Origin of the sequence: Burkholderia singularis, assembly GCF_001718875.1 — a bacterium.
In the GTDB taxonomy this organism is placed as follows: Bacteria; Pseudomonadota; Gammaproteobacteria; order Burkholderiales; family Burkholderiaceae; genus Burkholderia; species Burkholderia singularis.
The window spans coordinates 1,644,939-1,671,869 of the sequence record NZ_CP013449.1; the positions used below are offsets into that span (position 1 = coordinate 1,644,939).

Sequence of the window (26,931 nt, forward strand, 5' to 3'; positions counted from 1 at the left end):
GCACCGCGGCGCACCATTCAGACCGCGCTCACGCCTGCGTCTACCGCCAGAATCTGGCCGGTGATGTGCCGCCCGGCCTGCGATGCGAACAGCAGCAGTGCGCCCGCGAGATCGCCGTCCTCGCCGAGCCGCTGGAGCGGCGCGCCCGCGATCAGCTTGTCGGCGCCGATCGCGTCGATCAACCCGTTCGCCATCTTGGTCGGAAAGAAACCCGGGGCGATCGCGTTGACGTTGATTCCGTATTTACCCCACTCGCCGGCGAGCGCGCGCGTGAAGTTGACGACCGCGCCCTTGCTGCTGTTGTACGCGATCGTCGTCATCGCGCCCGGTGGATTGCCGCGCAAACCGGCGATCGACGCGACATTGACGATCCGCCCCGAGCCGCGCGGAATCATCGAATGCTTGCCGATGCGCTGGGTCAGCAAGAACAGGCCGCGCACGTTCAGGTCGAACACCTTGTCCCATGCGTCGACGGGGTGATCCTCGGCGGGCGCGCCCCAGGTCGCGCCCGCATTGTTGACGAGAATATCGACATGGCCGAGCCGCGCAATCGCTTCGTCCGCGAGCCGCTCGATCTCGTCGTCCTGCGCGCCGTTCGCGGCAATCCAGTCGGCGTCCACGCCGAGCGCGCGCAACGTCTGCTGCGCATCGCGCAGCTCATGCTCCTTGCGCGCCGACACAATCACGCGCGCGCCCGCCTGGCCGAGCGCCGTCGCGAGCTGCAAACCCAAGCCGCGCGAGCCGCCGGTGACGAGGGCGGTCTTGCCGGTCAGATCGAACAGTTGCTTGATCGATTCGTTCATCTTCAGTTCTCCGAAATCCGGATGGGAAGGCATGCAATGGGTTGCGTTCAGAACCACGCGTCGCGCATTTGCAGCGTGGTCGTATCGAGGCTGTCGAGCAGATCAAGCTGCGCGTCGATCTTCGGCAACTCCCAACGAAAGAAGTAGCGGCAGGCCGCGCGCTTGCCTTCGTGAAAATCGCTGGCGCGACCGCCGGCGGCAAGCATTTGTTCGAGCCATAGCCATGCGACGATCGCATGCCCGAACGCTTCCAGATAAACGCTCGCATTCGCCAGCCCGATGCGCGGATCGTCCGCCGCCGCCAACCGGCCCGTGACGTCGACGAGCCGCGTCCAACGCCGCGCGAGCGCGTCGCCGAACGCGCACGCATCGTCGCGTGCATCGCGCGAACGCGCGATCGTCGAGCCGATCCGCGCATCGAGCGCGTACAGCGCCGCTGAGCCGTCCTGCACGACCTTGCGGCCGAGCAAATCGAGCGCCTGGATACCGTGCGTACCTTCGTGGATCGCATTCAGCCGATTGTCCCGATAGAGCCGCTCCACCGCGTAGTCGCGCGTGTAACCATAGCCGCCGTGAACCTGGATCGCGAGATCATTGGCCGCCAGACACCACTGCGACGGCCAGCTCTTCGCAACCGGCGTCAGGATGTCCAACAGGCGTGCGGCGCCGGCGCGGGCAGCGGGATCGGGATGGGCGCGCGCGTCGTCGACAAGCCGCGCGCAATAAAGAATCAGTGCCAGCCCGCCTTCGACATAAGCCTTCTGCGCGAGCAGCATCCGGCGCACGTCCGGATGCTCGACGATCGGCACCTGCGGGGCGGCGGCATCCTTGCCGCCTGGGCCGATCGGACGTCCCTGCGGACGATTGCGCGCATAGTCGAGCGCATGCAGATAACCGGTATAGCCAAGCGCAACCGCTCCGGCCCCCACACCGATGCGCGCTTCGTTCATCATATGGAACATCGCCGCAAGCCCGTTCCCAGGCTTGCCGACCAGGTAACCGATCGCGCCCGCGCGCCCTTGCGGGCGATGCCGCGTGCCTTCGCCGAAATTGAGCAGGCAATTGGTCGTGCCGCGATAGCCCATTTTGTGATTCAGCCCCGCGAGCACGACGTCGTTGCGCTCGCCGCATGCCCCGTCGGCACCGACCAGATATTTGGGCACGATGAAAAGCGAAATCCCGCGCGTGCCGGCAACCAGGCGGCCGTGCTCGTCGGGAATTTTCGCGAGCACCAGGTGAACGATATTGTCGGACAACGCATGATCGCCGCCGGAAATCCACATCTTGTTGCCGGTCAGCCGATACTGCGCACCGAACGGCGATTCGCACTCGTAGTCGGCCCGCGTGGTGATGTCAGACAGCGACGAGCCCGCCTGCGGCTCCGACAAGCACATCGTCCCTAAAAAGCGGCCGGCCAACTGCGGACGCGCGAACGCATCGATCTGCGCGGAACTGCCGTGCGCGACCAACAGATTCGCATTGGCGATCGTCAGGAACGGATACGCCGCCGTCGCGATGTTGGCGGCCTGGAAATAGAGAAACGATGCAGCTTCGACGAGTTTCGGCAGCCTCATCCCGCCGAGCGCCTCGTCCTGGCCGGCGGCAATGAGCCCGGCGCCGGCGAATGCATTGACCGCCGCGCCGATTTCCGGGATCAACTCCACTTGCTCGCCGTTCAAACGCGGTTCTTCACGATCGCTGCGCGCCGCATGTGGCGCAAACAGCTCGGTGGCCATCCGCTCGCACATATCGAGCACCGCGTCGAACGTTTCGCGGCTGTGTTCGGCGTAGCGCGGCGCGGCCGCCAGCGCAGTCGCGTCGAGCCATTCGTACAGCAGGAATTCGAGATCGCGGCGCGAAATCAGCAGGCTCATCGACGGGCCTCCGGGCAATTTTGCCCGTCACAGGCCGGATGCCGCCGTGTCCCGGTTCGCCGCCGGTACGCGCACGCAGATACCTCCCGGCCGTAGCGCATGCGCCCGAGCGCCGCACGCTTGATCGTCTCCATCTGCCGCCTCCATCGAACCGTCAGGGCCGTTGCGCATCTGTGCCGACTCCGAAGTTTCTCTAAACGAAACTTATGGACCGGATTTCAGCCGTTGAAAAATTTAGCACCGCCATTGGGCGACCGCAATACATATCGGCATCGATCCGGGATTTTTCAAATTTTCCGCAGACTACCGATTGCCAATGCAGAGAGTTGATTCTACGATATTGACGGAATACTGCGCGACGTTAGTTTCGTCAAACGGAACTTATCGCCACCACTCCGGCATGCATCCCGCGTGCGCAACCCGCCCCTGTTGCCCCAGAGAGGAGAGCCCGAACCGCCATGAACTTCGATCATTCGCCGCGCGTCCAGGCGCTGCAACGCAAGCTTGCCGCGTTCTTCGACGAGCACATCTATCCGAACGAGCAACGCGTGCATGACGCGGTGGCGGAAAACCGCCGCGCCGGCAATCCATGGCAACCGGTGCCGCTCATCGACACGCTGAAGGAAAAAGCCCGGGCCGACGGCCTGTGGAACCTGTTTCTGCCGCAATCGACGCGCGCCCCAGAAGGGTTGTCGAACCTCGAATATGCGCCGCTGTGCGAAATCATGGGGCGTGTGGACTGGGCGCCCGAAGTGTTCAATTGCTCCGCCCCCGACACCGGCAACATGGAAACGCTCGAACGCTATGGCACGGATGCGCAAAAAGACCGTTGGCTCGAACCGTTGCTCGCGGGCGAGATACGCTCTGCATTCCTGATGACCGAACCGGAGGTCGCATCGTCCGACGCGACCAACATCCGCTGCTCGATCGTGCGCGACGGCGACGACTACGTGATCAACGGGCGCAAGTGGTTCGCGTCGGGCGCGGGCGATCCGCGCTGCAAGATCTACATCGTGATGGGCAAGACCGATCCCGCCGCGCCTACCCACCAGCAACAATCGATGGTGCTGGTGCCGGCCGACACGCCCGGCATCACTGTCATGCGCCCGCTATCGGTATTCGGCTACGACGATGCACCGCACGGTCACATGGAAATCGTGCTCGACAACGTTCGCGTGCCGGCGTCGAACATCCTGCTCGGCGAGGGGCGCGGCTTTGCGATCGCGCAAGGCCGGCTCGGTCCGGGGCGCATTCACCATTGCATGCGCACGATCGGCGTGGCTGAGCGCGCGCTCGAACTCATGTGCGACCGCCTGCGCGAGCGCGTGGCGTTCGGCAAGCCGATCGCCGAGCACAGCGTCTGGCACGAACGTATCGCCGAAGCGCGGTGCGCGATCGATCAGGCTCGCCTGCTGACGCTCAAGGCCGCCTACATGATGGACACCGTGGGCAATAAGGATGCACGCAAGGAAATCGCGATGATCAAGGTGGTCGCGCCGACGATGGCGCTGCGCGTGATCGATTGGGCGATTCAGGCGCACGGCGGCGGCGGCGTGTCGGGAGACTTTCCGCTCGCCGGCGCATATGCGGCAGTACGCACGTTGCGTCTCGCCGATGGCCCGGACGAAGTGCATCGCGCGGCAATCGCCAAACTCGAACTTGCCCGCCGCGCGACGCTCGGCGATCCGTCGCTCGTCGATCTGCCGATCACGCGCGGCAGCTGACCCGTTCCCACCCGTTCATCCGGAAATCCGCCCGCCATGAAAGCTATCGTCTGCGAAACTTTCGGCCCGCCGTCGTCGTTGCGCATCGCCGAGCTGCCGTCGCCCGAGCCGGGGCCCAAGCAGATCGTCGTGACAACGAAGGTTGCATCGGTCAACTTCCCCGATGCGTTGATCATCGAAGGGAAATATCAGTTCAAGCCCGAACCGCCGTTCGTGCCCGGCTGCGAGCTTGCCGGCATCGTGAAGGCGGTCGGCGCCGGCGTGGCGCGCGTGAAGCCCGGCGACGCCGTCGCCGCCATCGTGCCCACAGGCGGCTATGCGCAAGAGATTCTGCTCGCCGAGCACAACGCGATCCCGCTGCCGCCAGAACTTAGCGAGCAGGAGCTAGAGAGCGCGGCCAGTTTCATGCTGACTTACGGCACCTCGTATCACGCATTGAAGGACCGCGCGAAACTGCAGGCGGGCGAGACGCTGCTCGTGCTCGGCGCAGCGGGTGGCGTGGGGCTCGCGGCCGTCGAGCTGGGCAAGCTGCTTGGCGCGCGCGTGATCGCCGCGGCGTCGAGCGACGACAAGCTCGCCGTCGCGCGCCGCCACGGCGCCGACGAGACGATCAACTATGCGGCCGAGGATTTGCGCGCACGGCTCAAGGCGCTGTGTCCGACAGGCGGCGTCGACGTTGTCTACGATCCGGTCGGCGGCGATCTCGCGGAGCCCGCGCTGCGCAGCGTCGGCTGGAACGGCCGTTATCTCGTCGTCGGCTTCGCGGCCGGCCAAATCCCAAAGCTGCCGCTCAATCTGACGCTGCTCAAAGGCAGCGCGATCGTCGGCGTGTTCTGGGGCGAGTTCACTCGGCGCGAGCCGCAGCGCAACATCGAAAACGTCAAGCAGCTATTCGCATGGTTGCGCGAGGCCAAGCTCCACCCGTTCGTGTCCGCACGCTATCCGCTGTCGCAAGCGCCGCGTGCGCTGGAGGCGATGCTGGCACGGCAAGTGACCGGCAAGATCGTGATTCTGCCTCAGCAAGTGGAGTGACGCGGCCGGCAACTGGTGGCCAGCAGAGCGACAAAAGGCGGCGGCGCCGTTAGCAAGCCGCGCCGCCAGCCGCACAGCACGGCTTGTTTCGGATGCCGAATCACGTGACGCGGCCTGGCCGGTGCTTAGCGCGACTGCGCCGTGCCAGCTTCGCGCAGCGAACGCGCTTCGTAGATCTTCAGATGGTTGTATGCCACGCGCAATAGCGAAATCGCGGCGCCTGTCTGCTCGGCATCGCCGCCGCGTGCAAGCAGATCGCCAATCACATGATCTGCTTCGACGCGCGCGTGCTGCTCGACATCGCGCATCATCGACGCGGTTAAATCGGATGGCGTCAACAGCATCTTTTGCATGCGTGCGACGAATTCGCCGCTCGGCTCGTAGCCGTTGCGCTGAGCCAGCGCGCTGCATTCGCCCAGCATCGTTTCAAGCAGGCGCTTGCCATCCGGAGCACTCAAAATATCGCCGACCGAGCCTCGGAAGAGTGACGTGCTTGCGGCGAGCGTCGCGAGAAAGACCCATTTCTCCCACATGCGCGCAATGATCGCTTCGCTCGCCGTCACGTCGAAGCCGGCGCCGCCGAGCGTATCGGCCACCGCCTGCACGCGGGCGGACACGCCGCCATCCAACTCGCCGAACGACACGGCATGAAGGTCGTTCAGATGCACGACGTGCTGCGAACCATCGAGCGCGGCGGCAATGACGCACAAGCCGCCCAGCACCCGCGCCCGCCCGAACTTCGCCTGCAATATGTCGAGATGGCGCATCCCGTTGAGCACCGGTAGGATCAGCGTGTTCTCGCCGACGAACGGTGCGAACGACGCGATCGCATCGTCCAGGCTATACGCCTTGCAACTCAGGAAAACAAGATCAAACGGTTCGTGAGCATCGCCCGCCCGAATGGTTTTGACATCGGTCAGCGTCAGATCGCCGCGCGGGCTGTGAATCACCAGGCCATCGCGCTCGAGCGCCTGCGCACGGGCATCCCGCACGAGAAACGTCACATCGCGGCCTGCCGCCGCAAGACGCCCGCCGAAATAACCGCCGGTCGCGCCCGCCCCCACCACCAGAATTCGCATGGTTAGAAATCCTCGCTGTATCGTCATTTGCATCGAACGCGCCGAAGCCGTTTCGTGATGCATGTGGGCGAGAGGGTAGCGCAAATTGCCGACGCGCGTCACTCGTCATTCCGATGGGCGATTGATCCGGGCACGGCAAATCACCGCAAAACCGCCGCAATAAAACCGCAGAAGATGCCGACGCGGTGCTTGCGCACGGATCGATCAAGCCGTGCTGCTACGGTCACGCCGTCTCGGGCGCGACGATGCGCTGCCTGAGTCACACGACAAAACCGGCACTCGCGGCCTGCTGTACGATGCCCGCGCTGCGATTTTCCGCTCAACTTTTCTTTTTATAGGCAGGCAGACTCTCCCCCAAACGCGCGCCCATTTCCGCGCCGAGTGCCTGCAATCCACTCAGCGGCCGCACCATCACTTCGAACTCGACAATCTTCCCGTGCTCGTCGAAGCGGATCAAATCGACCCCCTTCAAATTCTTGTCGCCCACGCGCGCGCTGAATTCGAGCGCGACGTTCAAACCGTCGTCGGTAGCCCACTGACGATGATAGGTAAATTCCTCGAACACCTTGATCACCGTATTCAACGCCAAAACCAGCGCCTGTGCCGATATATAAGCCGAGTTCGCCATCGGTGAGCGGAACACGGCATCCGGATGAACAATCGTGGCAAGCTCGCTCAGATCGCGCTTGTCGATCATTGCGTGCCACTGCTCGAGCGCGGGCGCGACGCACGGTTGAAGGCCCCTGGGCATCTGAGTCATGACAATCTCCAACACTGGATTAATAGAATGAACGCCCGCTCGCGCAATGTGCCGGATCAAATCGTCGAGCCAAGCCAAGTGCCTTGATAAATCGCCCGTTTCGCATCAAGCTCCGCGGCCACGTCCGCACCGCCGATCAAGTGAACCGAACAGCCGCTCGCGCGCAATGCTTCGTAAAGCGCACGTTGCGGCTCCTGCCCTGCGCAGATCACGACGGTATCGACATCGAGCGTGCAAGGTTCGCCATCGATCCGCAAATGGAGCCCCGCAGCATCGATGCGCTCATACGCCACGCTCGACGACATCGCGACACCGCGTGTCTTGAGCGATGCGCGATGAATCCAGCCCGTCGTCTTGCCGAGCCCGTCGCCGACCTTCGACGCCTTACGCTGCAACAGATGGACGCTGCGCGCGGACGCATCCACGTCGGGCGTGCGCAGGCCGCCACGTTCCGCGTATTCGGTATCGATGCCCCATTGCGCGTAAAACCTGGCAGGCGCCACGCTCGCACTCTCGCCTTCTTGCGTCAGATATTCAGCCACGTCGAAACCGATGCCGCCCGCGCCGATCACCGCAACACTCGCGCCAACCGGCGCTTCGTCGCGCAATACGTCGAGATAGCCGAGCACGTTCGCGCGATCGACGCCGTCGATATTCGGCACGCGCGGCGTCACGCCGGTGGCAAGCACGATCTCGTCGAACCCCTCGGCAACCAGATGCTCGACATCGACCCGCGTATCGAGGTGCACCGTGACCTGGTGCAGTTCGAGCTGCCGCTTGAAATAGCGCAGCGTTTCGTTGAATTCTTCCTTGCCGGGAATTTTCTTCGCCAGATTGAACTGGCCGCCGATCTCCGAGGCTGCCTCAAACAGCGTGACGTCGTGCCCGCGTCCGGCCGCGGTAACCGCGAAACTGAGCCCGGCGGGCCCCGCGCCTACGACGCCGATCCGCTTGGGCCGCGCGGCCGGCTCGATCACCAGTTCGGTTTCGTGGCACGCGAGCGGATTCACCAGACAGGACGTGATCTTGCCGCTGAACGTGTGATCGAGGCACGCTTGGTTGCAGCCGATGCACGTATTGATCTCGTCCGCGCGGCCTTGCCGCGCCTTGCTCACGAACTGCGCATCGGCCAGGAACGGCCGAGCCATCGACACCATGTCGCAATATCCGTCAGCCAGCAATCGTTCCGCGACCTCCGGCGTATTGATGCGGTTCGTCGCGACCAACGGAATGCCGATCTTGCCCATCAAGCGGCGCGTGACCCACGCATACGCGGCGCGCGGCACCTTCGTCGCAATGGTCGGAATCCGCGCTTCGTGCCAACCGATTCCGGTATTGACGATCGTCGCGCCGGCCGCCTCGACTGCCTGCGCGAGTTGAATCACCTCGTCAAGCGTCGAGCCGCCCTCGACCAGGTCAAGCATCGACAGCCGGTAAATCACGATGAAGCGCGCACCCACCCGCTCGCGCACGCGCCGCACGATCTCCACGGGAAACCGGATCCGGTTCTCGTATGAGCCACCCCATGCGTCGTCGCGATGGTTGGTGCGGGCGGCGATGAACTCATTGATCAGGTATCCTTCCGAACCCATGATCTCCACGCCGTCGTAACCCGCGTATTGCGCGAGCGCCGCACAGCGAACGAAATCATCGATCGTCTCCTCCACCTCCTCGGCCGTCAGCGCGTGCGGCACGAACGCGTTGATCGGCGCCTTCAACGCGCTTGGCGCAACCAGCGCCGGCTGGTAGGCATAACGGCCGAAGTGCAGAATCTGCATCGCGATCGCCCCGCCATGTTCATGAACGGCGCGCGTGACCATCCGATGGGACTCCGCTTGCGCCTCGGTGGTCAACATCGCGCCGCCTGGCGCGGGCCGGCCGCGCTCGTTTGGCGCGATTCCGCCGGTGACGATCAAGCCGGCCTCGCCGCGCGCGCGCTGCGCATAGAACGCCGCCATCCGTTCGAATCCGTTCGGCGCCTCCTCGAGGCCCACATGCATCGACCCCATCACGACACGGTTCCTGAGTGACGTGAAACCCAGCTCGAGCGGCGCCAGCAAATGGGGATAGGAGTTCATCGAAAGCTCGCCTCTTTATGCAACAAGTTGCATGCATACTACGCCAGCCAAACTCCTTTATGCAATCAGTTGCAATTTATGGCGTCACTAGGGATTACCCGAATCTTGTTTGGCCTGCCGCCCCCTCGCCGATCCCACGAACGTCTATTTCGTACAACGTGCTCACCGGCCGGGCAGCGCCGCAGCATCGTCTGATGAGAGCCGTTCGACAACAGCGGCGCGAAACCGGCACGATGCGCGCATCACCTGCGAACCGATGAACGGCGCTCGCCGGCTTTGGCATTCGCAATCAAGAACCGGCGCTCGAAATGTCGATGCAAACCAACGCGCCGGCGCGCCCGAACTCAATTGCGACGCCCGGGATCGAATTCCGTGCCGCGCACCGCTTGCGCCAGATAGTCGACGAATGATGCGATCCTCGCGGAAATGGCCGTATTCCGGTAATAGACCGCGTTGATCGGCTGCCGCATATCGAGCGTCTTGCCGGCGAACAGTTGGATGAGACGGCCTTCGTGCCGGTCTTGCATCGTCATGAAATCGGACAGACAAACGATGCCGTTCCCCTGCAGCGCGAGCTGCCTGAGTGTCTCGCCGCTCGACGAGCGGATTGCCGGCTCGGCGCGATACGGCTCGCCATCCGGCCCGGCGATCGGCCAGAGATTCAGCGACTCCGGCTGATTGAAGCCGAGCAGCACGTGCTTGCGCAAGGCGTCGATGCGTCGCGGATGGCCGTGCGCTTTCAGATAATCAGGACTGGCGAGGATTCGCACTCGGCTCGAGCCGATCAGCTTGCTGTGCAAGGTCGAATCCTTCAACCGGCCGATGCGGATCGCGACATCGGTACGCCGCTCCAGCAAATCGATGATGCCCTCGTTACTGTTCAACTCCAGTTCCACCTCCGGATAGCGTGCGCGGTAACCCGCCACGAGCGGCACGATCACGTGAAGCATGAACGGCGTCGCCGCATCGATCCGCAGCCGTCCTGACGGACGATCCCGCCGGGCGGTCATCCGCTCCTCGGCCGTATCCACCGATTCGATGATCGCGCGCGCGTCCTGCAAAAAAGCGCGTCCCTCCTCGGTCAATTCGAGCCGGCGTGTAGTCCGGCGCAGCAGCGTCGTCCTCAGCTTCTCCTCGAGCCTGCCGAGCGCGCGGCTGGCCGCCGAAATCGTCAGGTCGAGCTGCTGTGCGGCCGCCGTGAGCGAACCGGTATCGACGACGGTCACGAACGCCTGCAATTCATCCAGCGTGATCTTCATTCTTGATTTCAAATCAAAATAATTTCATTTATAAACGTATTTTTTTGCAAAAGTAAAGCAGGCACACTTCGCCCGTCTTTGTCGGATCACGAAGCGCTTGCCGGTGCGGTGCCGTTCGTGTGGACGACCGGCGCGGCTACGGTTGCGGTGCGCATCGCTCGAATGTTCGCCCGCATGGCAGCACTGCACTGTCATGCGTCACCACGAAATCGCTCGCACCAAGCCCGCGATGTTTTCGCCGACAACTCGCTCAAACGCCTTCACATTTCGTTCGCCAGCACAGGAATCCGTCGCATGAATCCATCCACTTCCACTCACGCCCCATCGCGCAACGCTGCGACGTTGCCGCTCCTCGCGCTCGCGATCGGCGCTTTCGGCATCGGGACGACCGAATTTTCGCCGATGGGCCTGTTGCCCGTGATCGCGGACGGCGTTCACGTGTCGATTCCCACTGCCGGCATGCTGATCAGCTCTTACGCGATCGGCGTGATGGTCGGCGCGCCGCTGATGACACTCGCACTCGCGCGCTGGCCGCGGCGCACCGCGCTGATCGCGCTGATGAGCATTTTCACGCTGGGCAACCTGCTGTCGGCGATCGCGCCGAACTACGCGACGCTTCTGCTCGCACGGCTTATCACCAGCCTCAATCACGGCGCATTCTTCGGGCTGGGCTCGGTCGTCGCCGCAAGCTTGGTGCCGCGCGAACGACAGGCGAGCGCGGTCGCGACGATGTTCATGGGCCTGACGATCGCGAACGTGGGCGGCGTGCCGGCCGCCACCTGGCTCGGTCATGCGATTGGCTGGCGGATGTCGTTCGTGGCGACCGCCGGGCTCGGCGTGATCGCGATGCTCGGTCTGCTCGTCGCGCTGCCGAAGGGCGAAGCCGGCAAAATGCCGAATCTGCGTGCGGAACTGACGGTACTGACCCGCCCCGCGGTGCTTGGCGCACTCGCGACTACCGTGCTCGGCGCCGGCGCGATGTTCACGCTCTACACCTACATCGCTCCGACGCTCACGCAGCTCACCGGCGCGAAGCCGGCGTTCGTGACCATGATGCTGGTACTGATCGGCATCGGCTTTTCGATCGGCAATGTGGCCGGCGGCCGGCTTGCCGATCGCTCGCTCGACGGCACGCTGATCGGTTTTCTGCTGCTGTTGATTGCAGTGATGCTGGCATTCCCGGTGCTCGCCGCGACGCATGCGGGCGCGGCGGCAAGCCTGCTTGTGTGGGGCATTGCGACATTCGCGGTTGTGCCGCCGTTGCAAATGCGCGTGATGCGCGCCGCGGCCGACGCGCCGGGTCTCGCGTCGTCCGTCAATGTTGGCGCTTTCAATCTCGGCAACGCGCTCGGCGCGGCAGCAGGCGGCGCGGCGATCTCGATGGGCCTGGGTTACGCCGCGGTGCCGATCGCAGGCGCGTTGATTGCCGCAGCGGGCGCCGTGTTCGTCGGCGCGCAGATCGTGCGTCGGCGGCGCCCGCAGCCTGCGGCGAAGGTCAGAAGCATTTCATGCCCCACGCTGGCGGACCGCGATTTCGACTTGAGGTAAAACCGGCGGCCGGCGGCGCGCGGCAACGCGCCGCCCCTATCCGCGTTCAGTCCCAATTACCGGGACTTTAGCCCCCCAATCTCCCAAAATAGCATTATTTTCCGAAATCGAATAATCGAATGCATACGCCCCATCCGCTTATCTTCTTCACAAATAAAATTGAATGCCCGGCTCAATCACTCAATCAAAATCGACAATTAAAATAAGGTGCACTAGGCTTATAAACACGAATCGATCGATTGTCAGTACTCCAGATTTACACCAATTCTCCGATAACAGAAATATCCGCCCCGCCTCCCGCTCACCGGCCGGCACTTGCTCATTCCCCCGAACACAATGCATTGGCATCCGCGACGCACATGGCACCGCAAACCCGCACAAGCGCTGCAGGCAAGATGATCGGCATAAGTTCGCACCGACAAAACGGGATTCAAAAAAGCATCGGAATATTTCGCTGAAACCAGCCAGGCGCAATCAAGCAGGCTGGCCGCTGGCCCCACAACCGAATCATCGAGTACCGGAGAAATTCTCGGCTCCGTTACCTGAAAATGCGTAAAAAAAAGGCGATTGTCAGATAACAATCGCCAAAACCATCTGCTGGTCCTACAGGCCACCCGAAGCAGATGGGACACGGTCATGCCGACCGCGCCTAAGGCACCCGGGGCAAAGTAGGCGTCCGAACCTGAAAGCGGTACATGATTCAGGCGGCCACTCCTACGGATTGCACTGGAATGTTCGTAGCGATACGTCACGCCGCACTACCGTCGCACTGTTCAGCGGCCCCAAACCTGACACGGTTCCGGCTGGTAATCCACAGTGGCGGCCAATGTCGGCCGATTCGCATTTCGCCGGTGTTCGAATCGAACTACACGGAAAACAATCGATGACACGCTTTTCACGCATTCTTTCGGTCATGTTTAACCTCAGACGTTTTCAGTGGCACCATCATGAACGCCTGCGTCAAACACTCGCGGGATTCCATTTCCTGGCTTGTCGTTTGTGCTGCCAAAACCGTCGCTCACCCGCACGCAAGAGCAGTGATAGGCAATTTGGCGACCCATTTCGGCGGCAGCCCATCAATGGGACAAGCAGCGATGAACAATCATGCCGTGTATCGGCGAACGTTGCAAATATGCAATACCTATCCCAAGGAAGATAATATGTCGGAATTAACAATCCACCAAAACTGGTAATTCTGACAGGGTAGAGCCCTTCCCCAGTCTGGCGGCGGTGACGCCAAGTCTGACGCCTGCCGCGGATAGCAAAAAAGCCAAACCGGCCGAGCGGCTAGCCGCACGTGTAGCATCGAATACGAGCCCAACTGCCCCTATTATTTCCCTATTTTATATAATAAGACGCTGCGCAAGGCATTCATGCATTCACACCTCAAATGCGCGCATGCCGGTTCCACACGCTTGCGGCGGCGTTGGCGATTTCGCAGCCGGCGCAACGCCCCGTATTAGCAAGCCGGTATATTCCAGTTCTGCAAGCGCACCGCATGCGGTATTATTGATCGCCCATAAAAACAGTCAGGCATAACCGTGACGCGCACGAAGAATTGTTTCCGTTGCGTTACGAATCAAAATACCGAAGGCATGCGCTTCTTCGGCTTAGACCACCCACCGAACCGAGATGCCATGGAGCTTGGCCAGCCATCCAAATACGAGTCCACTTATAACGCCGAGAGGCTCTTCGCCATTGCGCGCGCCGTGAAGCGCGAAGAAATCGGCATTACCGGCCCATTGCCGTTTTTCGGCTTCGACGTCTGGAACCATTACGAGGTGTCCTGGCTTACGCCACGCGGCCTGCCCCGCGTGGCAATCGCGACGGTCATCGTGCCTTGCACGTCGCCGAACGTCATCGAATCCAAGTCGATGAAGCTGTATTTCAACACCTTCAACAACACGCCGTTCACGGACCGTGCCGAGGTCGAGCAGATCGCCTCCCGCGATCTGTCGCGCTGCGCCGGCGCGCCCGTTTCCGTCACGCTCGAACCGCTCGAGTATGCAACGGCGCTGCGAATCGACGCGCCGCCCGGCACGTCGATCGACGAGCAGGACATCGCGATCGATCAGTACCATGTCGACCCGCAGCTTCTGTTCGTGCACGACGAACCTGTCAGCGAGACGCTTTACTCCAATCTCTTGAAATCCAACTGCCTCGTCACCGGGCAACCCGACTGGGGCACCGTGTCGATTGCCTACGAAGGCCGGCGCATCGATCGCGCGGCGCTGCTCAAATACATCGTATCGTTCCGCAACCATGAGGAATTTCACGAGCAATGCGTCGAGCGGATCTTCAAGGACATTCAGGATCGATGCGCACCCACGCGGCTGACCGTGAGCGCGCGCTACACCCGCCGGGGCGGTATCGATATCAATCCGATACGCAGCAGCGCCCCTCTGAACGAAGCCCCGAACACGCGACTGGTTCGACAATGACCCTGCACCGCAAGCCGACCATGGAAACCGCTTCTCACGAAATCGAAGCCGTCATCGAACCATCATTCGACAACGGCGAGTTGCAGGTGCTGGTGCGGGTGCGCGATTCCGGCGCCACCTTCAAGATGTCGCCGCGCGAGCTGAACAAGAAAATGTGGCTCGATAAATTCTCACGTGAGGATGTCGCGCATATCGGCTTTCTCAATGCGGCCATGTATACCGACCGGCTGGTCCCGCTGTCGTATTTTCCGACGCGCAAACATCAACTGACACCCGCCGTCCTGCTGCTCGCGCTCGTTTATGTAGGCTTCCTGATGTTGTCCAACGTGACGGGCGCACGCGTGATCGAGATCAAACTCGATCTGCAGCCGGTGCTCAATCCGATCAGCTTCGGGATTCCGGCCGCGTTGATCGCGTTTCCGATGACTTACGCATTCAGCACGATCATCACCGAGGTGTATGGGTATCGCGTCAGCCGCATGGTGATCTGGGGCGGCCTCGCCGTGAACCTGATGTTCGTCATCGGCACCTGGCTGCTGTCGCTGCCGCCGGGCCTGCCAAGCTGGGAGGAACAGAACCCGACGCTCGCCGCCGCCTATCCGGCGCTCGCGCTCGAGTTCGCGCGAACCTTCGTCGCATCGACCGTCGCGTATTTCTGCGGCGAGTTCATCAATACCACGTTTCTCGCCAAGCTCAAGATCGCGAGCGCCGGCCGCTATCTGTGGGCGCGCATCGTTTCCAGCACCGGCGTTGCGATCGTGATCGACAGCACGTTGTTCTGCACGATTCTGTTTTGGGGCCGGCTGCCGGAACAGGTCGTATTCACGATGATCGGCGTGCAAGTCGCGGTCAAACTGGCTTACGAACTATTGTTGTTGCCCGCCGTGATCACCGTGTCGAAACGGCTCAAGCAAATGGACCAGATCGATTACTACGACTATCACACCAGCTTCAATCCGTTTTCGTTCAAGGATTGAGCAGGCGTGATTCCGTCACGACGCCCAGCACCGCCACGCCGTGACCGAACGCGTTGACCGTTTCCGGGTGCGAAGCGGTGATGTCCTTGAGCCAGACGGCGTCGCCATCCGTGATCACGCGATATAGCGTCGGCTCACGGCCGTTGAGCGCGGCGACAACGACTTGCGCGTCGCGAAACGTCGTTTCGGGCTCCACGATCACGATCGAGCCGACGCGAAATCGCGGCGCCATCGACGGCTTCGTGCGCACCGCAAACGTGCCCGAGCGGCGCGGCGTGTCCACGTTGACGGACCGTGTTTGGCGGACGGCATGATTGCGCGAGAAATCAAGCACCTCGCCCCATTCGAGCAACGGAATGGGATAAACGCGCTCGCTATGAAGCAGATATCCCACGGTCGATCCAAGCGCATCGGCAATCGCCAGGATAGTGCCGATGCGCGGATCTTCCGTCGTCATCGACAGCACCCGGCTCAAAGTCGCGGGCGAAATTCCGGTTCTACGGGCCAAATCGGCATCGGTGAGACCTTGTTGATGCATCAGCGCGCGGATTCTCGCGACCATCAGAACCAGCCGTTGGCTCGTTTCCATATTGCGTATTCGCCCCCTTGGCGATTCCTGCCCTTATGCGGGCCACCCCTGCTGCGTATATCAAACGACATTCCAGTTCACGCCCCCTATCAATCGGGCACTGCCGATATTTTAGAGATAGGCTGAACACCCGTCCGCATTATGGCGGCCAAAGGTGTGATCGTACCCTATCAAATCGTCCATGCGCGTGAAACCTTTGTTGCTGCTGCACGGCCGAACAGGGCTGTCCGGAACCGGCGCGCCGGTTCGATTGACGATGCAACCCCGATTTCAGCGGCAGCAGGATGGCGTGGCCGGCAACCGCGGGGACGAGGATGGGCATCAGCCGAATGTATCGAAAGCCAGCGTTGGCCGGACCTCGATAAAATTGAGCGGCAGCTCAGGTTGAGCACATTATCAACAACAATGCAAGCGCTTCAACACTGCGTGCGGCAGCGCAAAAAATACAGACCTCGACGCATCGATTGCCGATTGCCGATAAATCAAACCGTGGAACTTGGAAGGTTGCCCACGGCCGACAGTGAGCCTCACCCTGCCGGCGATACTGCGCTGACGACGGATTCGTCGTGATCTTGGCGTAAAGCACGGTCGTTCTGCACGCGCCGTGTTCCGGTTGCGAGTCGAGCACCGTCGATCGACCTCGCGCGACACGATGCATGAGGGATAGTGAACCGGGTATTCGGATAGCCCATCAGCGGCCGCTGACGATCGCAAGCCGTGGCAGTTCGCGCCAAACGCAAACGCCGCGCTCAAGCTACGCCGTTACTGCGGCATGATCCGGTGCATCGCCCGGGCATTCGACGGCAGCATCGATGCTTGGACGCACGGGTTCGTGCAAGAAGGCAAACCGCGCCGCATGCAGAAACGCCGCAATGCATGAGTGAAAGCCGTACAACGATGCGCGCAGGAGCGCGTCGAAAAGCGTGGGCGAGGCATGGCGGCGCAATTCGTTCATCCCGCTGCATGCCAATGAGCGGGAAGCCGGCGGCTCGGCCATCGCCGACGCGGCGAAACCGCAATTAGCCGACGCTGTGCAAACGCGGCTCGAACGGCTGGACGTCGTCCTGCGCCACGACACGCAGCGGTGCAGGACGGCCCGCCTCCTGCAGCAGCCAGCCGGTCAGCACGGCAACATCCGATTCATTGCAGGTATCGCCGTTTTCGATCAGCACGTAGCTGCCGGAATCGACGGTGCAATCCGGAAACAGTTCGACAAGGCGCCCCTGCCGCAGTAATCCGTCGATAAGCGGGCGTCGGCCGATCGCGATGCCATGTCCGTCGACGGCGGCTTGAACAAGTTGATCGTACTGGCTGAAATACAGCGCCCCGGCCGGGCGCAGGCGCGGCACGCCAAGCTCCTTCAGCAGATGGTTCCACGTATACCAAGGCCGTTCGCCGCGCGCATCGTCGATATGCAGCAGCACGTGCCGGCTCAGGTCAGCTGGCGTGCGCAATTCGCCGTACCCCGCGATCAAGCTCGGACTGCCGACCGCCACCACCGACTCGCGAAACAGCACACGCGCATCGGATGTCGAAGTTTGCGCACCCGCGTAGCGAACCGCCAGATGCAAACGTTTGCGCTTCAGATCTTCGATTTCGCTGGTTGCGGAGACGCGAACGTCGATATCCGGATGAAGCATGCGAAACGACCCAAGCCGAGGAATCAGCCAGAGTGCGGCAAACGATACGGTGGTCGACAGAGAAATCGAGCGCTGCCCGACACACGCGGACAGTTCGCCAATCGTCGATTCGATGTCCGACAGCGCGATCGAGATCGCGTCGTAAAGCGCCCGTCCCTTGTCCGTCAAAGTCAGCGCGCGGATATGGCGATGAAACAGTTCGATGCTGAGTTGTTCCTCGAGCGCTTTTACTTGCCGGCTCACCGCCGACTGCGTGATGTTCAGTTCCTGGCCCGCTCTCGTGAAACTGAGATGCCGGGCGGCACACTCAAATCCCCGCAAAAAATCCAGCGAAGGCATGTTTTTCAAACGCTTGGAACTTCTCATCCGACTACCTCGCAATTTCCCCGTTTATTTCGATGGCGGAGTCTGTCTGTCGCGATGACCTCATTCAATTTCTAACAAGTGCGATCCTACATCTATTCAATTCATCGAATCATTCTCAATTTCAATCGCGGCGATTGAGATTAACAATTTAATCTATTGACAAACAACGCAATATCACGCCTCGAATTCCATTAAATCATATCATTTACATTTTGAAGGAATTTTACTCAAATGATTAACCGATCGACAATAGCGAATGTACGCGGCAGCGCGATGGAACTGGTTCCTCCTCGTTATGTTTTGGTTTCCAAATAGTGAGAATGGAATGGGCGAGAATTTCTTAATTGACAAAATCAACACACACTTAACCGACTAAACTATCCAACAACTCCAACTAAACTAATAAACCATACAAAATTCAAACAAATTTATTTCAAATACGATAATATTAAACGCTCGCTTCATTTTCACCATATCTCCGCCATTTTTCACATTGGGCATTGGCATCTCGCATATGCTCATTCAATAAATTCGGTGCTAAAACATATAATTAGACAGCCTCATTCAAACCGAATGATTATTCGGCCTTTTTTTAATTTTCCCGTAATTTACGCCGCGCCGGGGCGTCGCAAAGCCGTCACGCCATGTCCGACATGCGCGCGCTCACTTCCTTACGATAGCGGTTAAGCTCCTGCGTGGTCGCGAACGTGCGCTCGAACAGCACCGACAGATTGTGCAAAATCCGTTCGACCACCTTCTTCTCCCACTCGCCGTCGAAACGGATCTGCTCGTCGAGCCAACGCTCCAGCCATTCCGGGTCCGGCAGCCGCGACTGCACCGTGTCGCGCGGAAACAGCGCCTGGTTCACGTGCAGGTTCGTCGGGTGCAGCGGCTTTTCCGTGCGCCGCGCCGACGCCATCAGCACCCCGATCTTCGCGAACGCCGCGCGCGCCACGTCCCCGCAGTTGTTCATCGCCTTCTTCATGTAACGAAGATACGCGCCCCCGTGGCGCGCCTCGTCGCGCGAAATCGTCTCGTAGATGTGCTTGATCACCGGCTCCGTGTGCCACTCCGCCGCCCGCCGATACCAGTGATTCAGCCGGATCTCGCCGCAAAAATGCAGCATCAGCGTCTCCAGCGGCGGCGCCGGATCGAATTCGAAACGCACCGCGTGCAGCTCCTCCTCCGTCGGCATCAGCTCCGGGCGAAAGCGCCGCAGATACTCCATCAGCACCAGCGAATGCTTCTGCTCCTCGAAGAACCACACGCTCATGAACGCCGAAAAATCACTGTCGTGGTGGTTGTCGCGCAGGAACATCTCCGTCGCGGGCAGTGCCGACCACTCCGTGATCGCGTTCATCTTGATCGTCTCCGCCTGCTCGTCGGTCAATAGCGACGCGTCGAACTGATCCCACGGAATGTCCTTCTCCATGTCCCAGCGGACCGCTTCGAGCGACTTGTAAAGCTCCGGATAAAGCATCATCGCGCGCTTCGTAGAGTGGAATGGATAAGCGGCGCGCGCACCACGCCGCGCCGGCATCGCTCAGTCATGCCGACTGTGCGGCGGCGGGCGCAGCCGCGCCGTCCGCGGCCGGGGCGTCGTGTGCCTCACTGTCCGCGCTGCCGTGCGCGTTGTCGGGCATATCGTCGATCACGCGCGGCGCGAGCGTGCCGCGCAGCAGCGCACGGTAAAACTCGCGGTAAGTCGCGTGATAGTGACGAATATGCGGCGCGATCGCGCCATGCAGATCGTGCAGACGCTCGATCGGCAGATTCGGCATCAGGTGATGCTCGACATGATAGTTGTTGCCGTTCGTCAACCACGTCATGAATGCGTTGCTGACGATGGTGCGGGTGTTGACGAAAGCATCGGTGCTGGTCAGATCGCAGCGGTAGTGCTCGGGCATCTCGATCAACGCATGCACGGGCGCCGCAACGAACACGAGCGGCACGAGCCATGCCCAGACGACGAACGCATCGTGTAACGCGATCGACACGCCGGCCAATATGGCAATCGCGGCTGCCATCAATAGGTAATCCCGACGAATCGCGCGCGACACCAGTGGATTGTCGTTGAAGCGCGCGCCCGGCCCGAACAGCTTGACGATCTGCTTGACGAACTGCAGATAATGCGCGGCCATCGACAGCCGCCACAACCACCGCCCCGCCGATACGACCGGACTCGCGCCGTACTGATCGCCGTAATCGAAGAATTCTTTATTGTCGGGGGTGCCGAGCAGACGATGGTGGCGCAGATGGCTGTCCTGATACGCGTGAAACGAAACCAGCATCGGCAGCCCGAGCAGCACGCCAGACACGATATTGAAGCGTTTGTTTCGGAAGCCTTGATAATGCAACGCCTGATGCTGAAGCTCAACGCCATGCGCAAACATCACACCGAGCAGGACGACGCCAAGCACCTTCAGCACGACATGCGGCGACAGCGCGAACATCGCGCCATGCACGATCAACGTGGCATAAACGGCAAGCTTGAGCCCAAAGGCAATGCCGCTCGGCCGACTCTTCAAGTCGACGGACGATTTGAGTCGAGCGGCAAGCGATGACGTGACGGACAAAGCGATCTCCTTGACCAGACAGGTCTGGCGCATTTGATACGGCGGCTCGCGCACGACACGGCACGATGTGTCGACGCCCGGATGCGGCCGCGTGTCGGGGTGCATTGTTCTGGGAGTCGCCCGGCCGTACAAACGAATTTTCCGAACGCATTGCATGACGCCCATGCATGATGCGCACGCCGTCCGTTCACGTAAGCGCACCGTCATCCCGCGTGGATGCGCTCAACTCATGCATTGATTGCAAAGATTGCGTTTGTCGCGTGCCCGAGATTTGACAAGAATGCCCGTCATTCGCCACACCGCGCCGCCGGTGCCAGCGTATTGCCGACGTATTCATCAAGGGGGATTCCTCGTGACGAAGTGCGCATCCACCATTCATCGCCTGATCGAAGCGCTCGAGAACGTGCGTGGCGCGCAGCACCAGATGACGTTCGTCGACGAATTGGGCAACGATGCGTCGATTACCTACCGGCAATTTGCGCAACAGGTGTGCCGCCATGCATGCGCATTGCACGAGCTGGGCGTGCGCGACAACGATATCGTGCTGCTTGCGCTGCCCGCGTCCATCGGGCATGCGGTCGCGATGATGGCGTGCGTGATGACGGGCGCGCTGCCGTGCACGGTGCCGCCGGCAACGAAGCGCGCGACGGCGTCGCGCCAGGTGGTCGACGTCGCGTGCGAGCTGTACCGCCCCCGCCTCGTGATCGCCGCCGACGCCACCGCGCCCGCGTGGCGCGAAGGCGCGTTCGCCGCGACGCGCACGCGCGTCATCGACCCCGCGACACTGGAGGCCGCCGCTGCCTCGGGCGCGCATGCGCCGATCAGCGCGAAGGCCGGCCGCGATCCGCATCATATCCAGCTCACGTCCGGCTCGACGTCGTATCCGAAAGCCGCGGTGCTGAGCCACGAGAACGTGATCTCGAACGTACTGGGCATCGGTGGCTCGGTGCGTTTCGACATCGAGCGCGGCGACGGCACCGTGTCGTGGCTGCCGCTCTATCACGACATGGGGCTGCTGACGCTGCTGTCGAACATGCATTACCGCGCGCCGCTCGTCATGATGCAGCCCAACAGCTTCATCCGCAATCCGCTCGGCTGGCTGAAGAGAATCGCCGCGGCGCGCGCGACCACCACGTCGGCGCCGACCTTCGCGCTGCGCTATTGCGTGCGGCGCTTCAACGAGACCGCGATGCAAGACGTGGATCTGTCGGCGTGCCGCAATATCTTCATCGGCGGCGAACGCGTCGATCACTCGACGCTGCGCGACTTCGCCGCGACGTTCGCGCAGTACGGCCTCGACGCGTCCACGCTGCAGCCTTGCTACGGCATGGCCGAATCGACGCTCGCGGTTTCGATGCACCGCGCGTGGCATGAGTCGCGCATCGACGGCGCGCCCTACGTGATCGCCGATTCGATCGACAAGCGCGCGATGCTCGAGCGGCAAATCGCGCGGCGCGTCGAAATCGACGCCGGTGACGACGAGGCTCAACGCGTGCTCGCGGACCACGAAACGGTGCTGGCGATGGGCACGCCGATCGACGGCATGGCCATACGCATCGTCGGCCCCGACGGCGCACCGCGCCCCGAGCGCGGCATCGGCGAAGTGGCGATTCGCGGCACGTCGCTGATGCTCGGCTATCTGAAGCCGGACGACGGGACGATCGACGCGCCGCTCACCGCGGACGGCTGGTTTGCGACGGGAGACGTCGGCTACGTGTCGGACGGCCAGCTCCATATCCTCGGCCGCAAGAAGGAAATCATCATCGTGCGCGGCAGCAACTATTTTCCGCACGAGATCGAGGACGCGATTCTCGTGCATCCGGCACTGCGCAAAAGCACCTGCATTGCGTTCGGCGTGGCGGACGCCGTGACGGGCACCGAGCGCGTGGTCGTCGTCGTCGAGGCGCGGCCGGCCGATGCAACGCTCGACACCCGGCTTGCATGCCAGCAGCTGCTCGCGGCGCGAATCGGCTTTGCCGCTCAGGATCTGTGCTTCGTCGAGCCCGGCTCGCTGCCGCGCACGACGAGCGGCAAGCTGCAACGGCTGAAGTGCCGCGACTTATACGTCGCGGGCGCGCTGCCGACGACGGGCATCTCCGCCGCCACTGCCGATCCGCGCTTTGCGCCGCCCACGGCCGAACGCGAACCGATGCGCGGAGCGCTCGCATGACGCAGCCCGGCCTGAGCATGCCCCAAGCGGCGGCGGGCGCGGCTCCCGTGCTCGAGCTGCGCGGCGTGTCGCGCGAATACGCGGGCGCGGCGCGCGTGGTCGCCGTGCGCAGTGCGACGCTGTCGATCGGGCGCGGCGACGTCGTCGCGCTGGTCGGCCCGTCGGGCAGCGGCAAAAGCACGCTGCTCAATCTCGCAGGCTTTCTCGACGCGCCGACGTCCGGCACGCGCTGGCTCGAAGGCCGGCAGATCGACGATGCGCCGGCCACGCTCGAAGCCGTGCGCCGCGAGCGGATCGGTTTCGTGTTCCAGCATTTCAACCTGATTCCCGTGCTGTCGGCCATCGAGAACGTCGAACTTGGCTGCTTCGCGCAAGGCACGCCGCGCACGCGCCGCGACCGCGCGCGCGCGATGCTCGACGCACTCGGCCTGGCGGCGCGCGAGCGGCACCGGCCAACCGAATTGTCGGGCGGCGAGCAGCAGCGCGTCGCGCTTGCGCGCGCGCTCGTGAAGGAGCCGGCGATCGTGATCGCCGACGAGCCCACCGCGAGCCTCGACAGCGCGAACGCCCATGCCGTGGCCGAACTCGTGCTGACGATCAACCGCACGTTCGGCACGGCCTTTCTGATCGCGTCGCACGACGAACGTCTGTGCGCGCGCCTGCCGCAACGCATCGAGATGCGCGACGGCGTACCGGGAGCAAACCGTGAACTGGTCGATGTTTGCGTGGCGTAATCTCTGGCGCAACTCGCGCCGCACCGTGCTGACGATGGCGATGATCGGCGTGGCCGCGTTCGCGGCGAGCATCGCGCTCGGCTATGTGATCGCGACGTTCGACGCGGTGCGCGAAGGCTCGATCGACAGCGGCGTCGGGCACGTGCAGGTGATGCATCGCGGCTATCTCGATCTGATCGGCGAGCGGCCGCTGCAATACGGGCTCACCGCCGACGAGCAGGCCGCCGCGCGGCGCGCGCTCGCCACGCTGCCGGGCGTGGCGACCACGGCCCGCGAAATCGACTTCGACGGCCTGATCTCGAACGGCGATCTGAGCTACGGCTTCGTCGGCGTCGGCGTCGAGCCGCAGCGCGAGCCGCCGGGCTATTTCGATTACCACGCGGTGCAAGCCGGCCGCTATCTCGCGCCCGCGGGCGCGGGCACCGAACTGGTCGTCGGCGCGGAGTTGGCGCGCAAGCTCGGCGTGCACGTCGGCTCGGTCGTGCAGCTGATGGCGTCGACCGCGCACGGCGGCATCAACGCGACGGATGCGCAGATCGTCGGCGTGATGAGCACCGGCAACAAGGATGTCGACGAACGGATCGTCAACGTGACGCTGCCGGCCGCGCAGGCGCTGCTGCGCACCGACCGGATCTCGCGCGTGGCCGTGTTCCTCGATCGCACCCGCGCGACGCCCGCCGTGGCGGCCGCGCTGCGCGGCGCGCTGCCCGCGCTCGACGTGCGCACCTGGGATCAGCTCGTATCGCTGTACCACCAGGTGGTCTCGCTGTACCGCAATCAGTTTTCCGTATTCGGCGCGATTCTGTCGGTGACGATTCTGCTGTCGATGAGCAACTGGATTTTGATGAGCATCGTCGAGCGGCGCCGTGAAATTTCGACGCTGCGCGCACTCGGCGTGCCCACCGGCACCGTGCGCGGCGTGCTGATCCGCGAAACCGCCCTGCTCGGCTTGCTCGGCGCGGCAACCGGCATCGCGGCCGCGCTGCTCGCGATGCTCGCGCTGAACCACGCGCACATCCATCTGCCGCCGCCTCCCGGCCGCGTCAAGCCGATCCTGCTCGAATTCGCGGTGTCGCCGGCGGCGCTCGCGATCGTCGAGGGCGCGTTCATCGCGCTCGGCGTCGCGGCCGCCGGCCTCGCCACCGCCGGGCTCGCCAAGCGAAACATCCTCGAAGGACTCGCGTCATGATCCACCCCCGTATTACGCCGCGCCCGGCCGCCTTCGCCATTGCCTTCGCGCTCGCCGTCAGCACGGCCGCTCACGCGTCCGAGCCGCCCAGCGCCCAGGCGCTGCTGGCGCGCGCGGATGCGTACCGGAGCACCTCGTCCGATACGCAAACCCAGATCCGGATCACCAATCTCGTGAGCGGCCAGCCCAACGACGCGACGCGCTATCTCGTCTACACACGCGGCAACGGCGATACGCTCGCACTGACGAAGAGCGGCGAAAACAGCGGCCAGAAATATCTGGCGACCACGCTGGGACACTGGTTCTACGTGCCGAACACTCGCAGCGCCGTGCGCATCAACGGCATGCAGCGGCTGCAAGGCGAAGTCGTGATCAGCGACATCACGCGCACGCACTGGGCCGACAGCTACCGCGCAACGGCCGCGCCGGGCGCGACGACGATCGGCGGCAAGAGCGCCACCGAACTCGACTTGAGCGCGACCGATCCGGACAACGTGTATCCGACGATCAAGCTGTGGATCGCGGCGGATTCCGACGCGCCCGTGCGCGCGCAATTCTTCCTGGCGAGCGGACTGCTGTTTCGCAGCGCGGATTTTTCCGCGCCGGTCGTCGTCAACGGCCGCCAGGTGATCCGCCAGATCACGTACCGCAATGAAGTCGAGAAGCAGCGCGCGAGCGTCGTCGATATCCTCGACGGCGAGCCGCACCGGATTCCGTCGGGCTGGTTCAATCCCGACACGCTCGCCGATGGCCATTGAGGCAAACCGCGATGCGAAGCGCGCTCGTTCATCCTCTCCGCCGGTCGCCGCGACACGCCGTCCGTGGCGACGTTGCGCCGCGCTCTGGCTGCCAGTTGCGCTTGCGTGCCGCTGCGGCATCGCGCAAGCAGACACGCTGATGGATCAGCTCGCGACCCTCAACGGCATCGGCTACGCCCGCTCGGTCGACTTTACGGGCGGCCGCGCGCTGCTGTCGAACCTGCTCGGCAGCGAGCCGCGCGCGCATCAGGAAATCGGCGCGATCGTGCGGATCGACGGCGATAACCTGTTCGTGAACGCGCGCGCCGTCGCGAGCGACCACTCGCTCGGCGCCCAGGCGTCGCGCTTGAACGAAGCCGGCGTGCGCTACGCGTTCGACGACGGCTTCACCGTCACGGCCGGCAAGCGGATCGACACGCTCGACACGTCGCAGGCGTTCTTTCCGCTTGGCTTCTTCCAGAAGCGCCCGTCGACGGCCGATATCTACGACCGCTACGGCGATGTGGAAGGCGCGCCGCTCGTCGAGGCCAAATGGGTCGGCGAGCGCGCGACGCTGCAATTGATCGCCGGCCAGAACCGCACGTTGAGGCGCGACATCGACAATCGCGAGGTCGGCGGCGCGACGCAGATCCTGCGCGGCGCGACTCAGTGGCCGGGCGGTTGCGCCGCGCTGCTGCTCGGCCGCCATGCCGGCCGCGGCGGCGCGGGCGCGACGCTGTCGTTCGACGTCGGCGCATCCAGCACGGTGTACGCGAGCGGCTGGGTCGAGCGCGGCTCCACTCGGCCGGTGCCCGCGTTCATCGCGCATGGCACGCCGTTCGATGCGCAACACGCATACGACGCCGTCGATCGCCGCGACGATCGCCAATACATGTGGCGCAGCGCGCTCGGCATGCAAAGCGCGCTGCCCGGCAATCTGTCGCTGATCGTCGAATGGTCGCACGACGAGGCGCGCTTCGACGCGAGCCAGTGGCGCCAGCTCACCGCCGCGATCCGCGCGAACAACGCGCGGCTGGCCGCCGCGCCAGGCGCGGCGCTGGCCGGGCTTGGCGCGACGGCGAACTACGTCAGCGTCGACGGCAGCCTGCGCGACTACTTTTTCGCGCGGCTCGGCAAGAAAATCGGGCGCGTCGAGTACTCGGTGCGCGGCGTCTACTCGCCGCAGGACAAAGGCTTGCTCGCGATCGCGCAGGCCGTCGCCGACATCGGCAAGCGCACGAGCGTCGACATCGCCGTCACCCACGCATTCGCCGGCGCCGGCTCCGAATACCGGGCAATCGGCCTTAGCACCGAAATCGACGCCGCCCTGCGCGTGCGCTTCTGACAGGAAACCG

The 26,931-nt window shown here is 63.0% G+C and carries 21 protein-coding genes; 10 read left to right on the forward strand and 11 right to left on the reverse strand.

The window, feature by feature from the left end:
• Positions 1-17 precede the first annotated feature (17 nt).
• Complete coding sequence (locus tag AQ611_RS22640) at positions 18-803, reverse strand: SDR family oxidoreductase (RefSeq protein WP_069236138.1); 786 nt, start codon at positions 801-803, stop codon at positions 18-20.
• Between the two features lie 47 nt (positions 804-850).
• Entirely contained in the window at positions 851-2,677 is a 1,827-nt protein-coding gene (locus AQ611_RS22645; RefSeq protein ID WP_069236139.1) for an acyl-CoA dehydrogenase, read from the reverse strand.
• 458 nt (positions 2,678-3,135) lie between these two features.
• Here AQ611_RS22645 and AQ611_RS22650 point away from each other — a divergent pair, with 458 nt between their 5' ends.
• Both AQ611_RS22650 and AQ611_RS22655 read left to right on the forward strand, forming a co-directional pair.
• On the forward strand, positions 3,136-4,401 hold the full coding sequence (locus AQ611_RS22650; protein WP_069236140.1) for an acyl-CoA dehydrogenase family protein: 1,266 nt from the start codon (positions 3,136-3,138) through the stop codon (positions 4,399-4,401).
• Between the two features lie 36 nt (positions 4,402-4,437).
• Positions 4,438-5,433 (forward strand): NADPH:quinone oxidoreductase family protein, encoded by a 996-nt coding sequence (locus AQ611_RS22655; protein WP_069236141.1) that lies wholly within the window; start codon positions 4,438-4,440, stop codon positions 5,431-5,433.
• Positions 5,434-5,558: 125 nt separating this feature from the next.
• Here the strand turns inward: AQ611_RS22655 and panE are convergent, their stop codons facing one another.
• From panE to AQ611_RS22680, 4 genes are all read right to left on the reverse strand, one after another.
• On the reverse strand, positions 5,559-6,512 hold the full coding sequence (gene panE / locus AQ611_RS22660) for a 2-dehydropantoate 2-reductase (protein ID WP_059518950.1): 954 nt from the start codon (positions 6,510-6,512) through the stop codon (positions 5,559-5,561).
• Between the two features lie 319 nt (positions 6,513-6,831).
• Entirely contained in the window at positions 6,832-7,272 is a 441-nt protein-coding gene (locus AQ611_RS22665; RefSeq protein ID WP_059518889.1) for a nuclear transport factor 2 family protein, read from the reverse strand.
• Between the two features lie 56 nt (positions 7,273-7,328).
• Entirely contained in the window at positions 7,329-9,350 is a 2,022-nt protein-coding gene (locus AQ611_RS22670; protein ID WP_069236142.1) for an NADPH-dependent 2,4-dienoyl-CoA reductase, read from the reverse strand.
• A 344-nt stretch (positions 9,351-9,694) separates the two neighbouring features.
• A complete protein-coding gene (locus AQ611_RS22680; RefSeq protein ID WP_069236143.1) occupies positions 9,695-10,609 on the reverse strand; it encodes a LysR substrate-binding domain-containing protein in 915 nt (304 codons plus the stop codon).
• Positions 10,610-10,903: 294 nt separating this feature from the next.
• On the opposite strand from AQ611_RS22680, the gene AQ611_RS22685 reads away from it, so the two are divergent.
• From AQ611_RS22685 to AQ611_RS22695, 3 genes are all read left to right on the forward strand, one after another.
• Entirely contained in the window at positions 10,904-12,157 is a 1,254-nt protein-coding gene (locus tag AQ611_RS22685; RefSeq protein WP_069236472.1) for an MFS transporter, read from the forward strand.
• Between the two features lie 1,637 nt (positions 12,158-13,794).
• Positions 13,795-14,598, forward strand: coding sequence for an NADPH-dependent 7-cyano-7-deazaguanine reductase QueF (gene queF / locus AQ611_RS22690; RefSeq protein ID WP_069236144.1), 804 nt, complete (start codon positions 13,795-13,797; stop codon positions 14,596-14,598).
• Between the two features lie 20 nt (positions 14,599-14,618).
• On the forward strand, positions 14,619-15,575 hold the full coding sequence (locus AQ611_RS22695; protein ID WP_231936046.1) for a queuosine precursor transporter: 957 nt from the start codon (positions 14,619-14,621) through the stop codon (positions 15,573-15,575).
• Here the strand turns inward: AQ611_RS22695 and AQ611_RS22700 are convergent.
• The 5 genes from AQ611_RS22700 to AQ611_RS22720 all read right to left on the reverse strand — a co-directional run bounded on the left by AQ611_RS22700 (position 15,565) and on the right by AQ611_RS22720 (position 20,698).
• Positions 15,565-16,164 (reverse strand): helix-turn-helix domain-containing protein, encoded by a 600-nt coding sequence (locus tag AQ611_RS22700; RefSeq protein WP_059518878.1) that lies wholly within the window; start codon positions 16,162-16,164, stop codon positions 15,565-15,567. The two genes, AQ611_RS22695 and AQ611_RS22700, sit on opposite strands and share 11 nt — an antisense overlap.
• Before the next feature lie 754 nt (positions 16,165-16,918).
• On the reverse strand, positions 16,919-17,119 hold the full coding sequence (locus AQ611_RS22705) for a hypothetical protein (protein WP_069236145.1): 201 nt from the start codon (positions 17,117-17,119) through the stop codon (positions 16,919-16,921).
• 64 nt (positions 17,120-17,183) lie between these two features.
• Entirely contained in the window at positions 17,184-18,170 is a 987-nt protein-coding gene (locus AQ611_RS22710; protein WP_069236146.1) for a LysR substrate-binding domain-containing protein, read from the reverse strand.
• A gap of 637 nt (positions 18,171-18,807) precedes the next feature.
• Entirely contained in the window at positions 18,808-19,650 is an 843-nt protein-coding gene (locus AQ611_RS22715; RefSeq protein WP_069236473.1) for a ferritin family protein, read from the reverse strand.
• Positions 19,651-19,717: 67 nt separating this feature from the next.
• Positions 19,718-20,698, reverse strand: coding sequence for a fatty acid desaturase family protein (locus AQ611_RS22720; RefSeq protein WP_069236474.1), 981 nt, complete (start codon positions 20,696-20,698; stop codon positions 19,718-19,720).
• A 400-nt stretch (positions 20,699-21,098) separates the two neighbouring features.
• On the opposite strand from AQ611_RS22720, the gene AQ611_RS22725 reads away from it, so the two are divergent.
• The 5 genes from AQ611_RS22725 to AQ611_RS22745 are packed head-to-tail and all read left to right on the forward strand — an operon-like array spanning position 21,099 to position 26,921.
• Entirely contained in the window at positions 21,099-22,916 is a 1,818-nt protein-coding gene (locus AQ611_RS22725) for an AMP-binding protein (protein WP_197517138.1), read from the forward strand.
• The gene (locus AQ611_RS22730; protein WP_231936049.1) at positions 22,913-23,650 is read left to right on the forward strand and encodes an ABC transporter ATP-binding protein; all 738 of its coding nucleotides are present in this window, start codon (positions 22,913-22,915) and stop codon (positions 23,648-23,650) included. Before AQ611_RS22725 ends, AQ611_RS22730 begins: the two co-directional genes overlap by 4 nt.
• Positions 23,622-24,839: an ABC transporter permease gene (locus AQ611_RS22735; RefSeq protein WP_069236147.1), complete on the forward strand. Its 1,218-nt coding sequence runs from the start codon at positions 23,622-23,624 to the stop codon at positions 24,837-24,839. The genes AQ611_RS22730 and AQ611_RS22735 overlap by 29 nt, the downstream gene beginning before the upstream one ends.
• Positions 24,836-25,597 carry an outer membrane lipoprotein-sorting protein gene (locus AQ611_RS22740; protein ID WP_069236148.1) on the forward strand — a complete coding sequence of 254 codons (762 nt, stop codon included), beginning with the start codon at positions 24,836-24,838 and terminating at the stop codon, positions 25,595-25,597. Before AQ611_RS22735 ends, AQ611_RS22740 begins: the two co-directional genes overlap by 4 nt.
• On the forward strand, positions 25,587-26,921 hold the full coding sequence (locus AQ611_RS22745) for a hypothetical protein (RefSeq protein ID WP_069236149.1): 1,335 nt from the start codon (positions 25,587-25,589) through the stop codon (positions 26,919-26,921). The genes AQ611_RS22740 and AQ611_RS22745 overlap by 11 nt, the downstream gene beginning before the upstream one ends.
• Positions 26,922-26,931 lie beyond the last annotated feature (10 nt).